Source organism: Yersinia massiliensis CCUG 53443 (genome assembly GCF_000312485.1).
Classification (GTDB): domain Bacteria; phylum Pseudomonadota; class Gammaproteobacteria; order Enterobacterales; family Enterobacteriaceae; genus Yersinia; species Yersinia massiliensis.
The window spans coordinates 237707-240041 of the sequence record NZ_HE997648.1; the positions used below are offsets into that span (position 1 = coordinate 237707).

Below are 2335 nucleotides of genomic sequence, written 5' to 3' on the forward strand. Positions count from 1 at the left end.
GTAAGCTCTATTTTGAGTTTCATCAAAACATGATCTAGATCAATTTATTTCGTTGGAGTGATTAAACAATAAACAGGCGTGGGCGTATATCGGAATGGAAGTGAACTTGATGTCAGAATATTCTTACTAGACTATTTTTCTAGCGGCTTAATGTATTGGGAATAACCTTTAGTGATTTAAAACTCAAGGGCACCATTCTCTGGCGGCCCCTGAGCATTAGACGAGTATTAACGTGTGACAGGAAGAGCGACTTCCGTTTGCACAAAACCATAGCGGCTCAGTGGCGTGACTTTCACAGATGTCGGTGATGACTTGATCGAGAATTGTTTGCTGGTGCCCGGCATAATATACGGGTTACCCAACGGAACGACTTCATTACTCGGGACTAAAACCACCTGTGGCCCCAGACGAACAACATGTTTACCTGGGTTTTTAATCGTCAAATTATTCCCTGATACGGAGAAAACTAGCTCCTCCCAAGGGTTTTTAATTTGTGGCACTGCGCTCGGCTGAATAAGAAAACCAATTTCCTGGCGGATAGGCATGACGGTGGCATTACCAGAGACCTGCTCAACCCCTTCAAATGCTGCTTTTAGTAATACTTCATTGTCCAGTACAGCGCCTTTTTTCAGCACGAAGTTCACTTGCTGACTTTGGCCGGCATCAATGCGTGTCACTGGTGGTGAAATCAAAATCTGCTTACTGAAATCTTTGCCATCAATATCAATCAGTTTTGTCACCAGCAAAATAGGGTTGGCGGAAGTGTTATCAATGGTAAAACTCGCGCGCCCCTCGCTTTCTTTTAATATGACGGTCGTACTTTCTAATTTGAACGATGCATTAGAGGCTAAACTCCAGCAGCTCAATAGCACCAGCACATTGAAAACAAGAAACGATTTAAAGCGATTATATACCGTGGTATAGGCCGCGGTATTCTTGCTGCGATGACTGACAATAGTCTTTTTCATAATAAATCCTGTGTCTGGAATATCGATTAGATCTCTTTTTGCTGGCTGCCACTCATATTAATGACATACCGCATCAGCAACTTCATACAATGTATCTGGATCAAATTTCTCCGGCACCCCATAACTCACAATGCATTCGCCTCGGTTGGCAGCCTTAACCCGCAGCGTGGCACCAATTGCATTGTTTTCCAACATAAAATTACCGTCTCCAATCAGTGTTCCGAGGAAATTACCTTTGTCATCCAGCACGTTTGCTCCCACTGGCAGGGCATCGCCATTGCTGTCACGAATGGTCAGCAGCAACTGGCGTGTTTCTGTTGCCTCAAAATTACGGGTTGCCACCGTGCCGCGGGTCATCATCAAATCGGCACTGGTACTGTTGAGACGCACATTCAATGGCAATGTTTTGGTACTGATTTGGGCCTTGGATGCACTATAAGGCATTACTGATGGCAACAGCGCTGTGCCAGCATAATCGGTTATGGACATCCCACTACTCGGTGATGATACCCGTAAATTTGACTGACTAGGCACGTTCACTATTGCAAAGGTGTCACCAATGGCCGATGCCGAAGTCGCAAAGGTATTGTTCGCGTAAGCCATTGAACCACTAGATGCCACATACGCAGAACGACTATTGTTATTGGCCTGAGAAATCCCACCCGCCAGTTGTGAATAGGCTGTTTTCACATTCATTGCGCCATTAACCCGTTGCTGATTATTACCGCCCGTTACCCCCACGGAGTACCCTTTGTTATCACCCCAAGCCCCTTGATAAGTGCTGCCCAGCGTCGTATTACCATTATTACGTTGCATCCGGCCAGTGAGAGATCCATTACCCAGTGGCATACTAAGTCCCAAATAGACAGCATTGCGCCCCTGTGAACTTGACTGAACACTCAACGTGGTGGTCACTCGGCCAAATTGTTCACTGGCGGAAAACGTATGGGAGACACTGTTCTCTGCCTGATAATACATATTATTAGACAAAACATAGGAAAATGCGCCCCAACGAGGATGTGCCCAGGTCACGGCTGCTGATGTGGCATTTTTCAGTTTGCCAACGGACAGGTCAGCCAAATTATTACCGCCACTTAGGGCATTATCAGGTGACCAGTAATTACTTGATTCGTAAACCGTCGATAAAGACGCACTCAGGTTGCCGTTAATAGACACCTGATTTTGTAATCCGAGTTGGTAACCTTGTCCGGCACCTTGGGTATTGGTATAGCTAGCGGTGCCTGAAATCCAAGCACTCTCAAACCCGCTGTATAGATTTTGCGCACTGATATTTTGATAATCTGCAGAAAGCAGCCCAGCGGTAGTGACCTGAAATGCATTCGCCGGACTAAATGCCATCTCGCCTG

2 protein-coding genes are annotated in these 2335 nt (G+C 46.0%); both read right to left on the reverse strand.

The window, feature by feature from the left end:
- Window positions 1-227: 227 nt before the first annotated feature.
- A complete protein-coding gene (locus BN68_RS19125; RefSeq protein ID WP_019212798.1) occupies window positions 228-968 on the reverse strand; it encodes a fimbria/pilus chaperone family protein in 741 nt (246 codons plus the stop codon).
- A 57-nt stretch (window positions 969-1025) separates the two neighbouring features.
- On the reverse strand, window positions 1026-2335 hold a 1310-nt coding region (locus BN68_RS19130; RefSeq protein ID WP_019212799.1), incomplete at its 5' end, for a fimbria/pilus outer membrane usher protein.

Coding starts and splice junctions, on each gene's coding strand:
- BN68_RS19125 (WP_019212798.1), bottom strand. CDS start 968: ATGAAAAAGACTATTGTCAGTCATCGCAGCAAGAATACCGCGGCCTAT.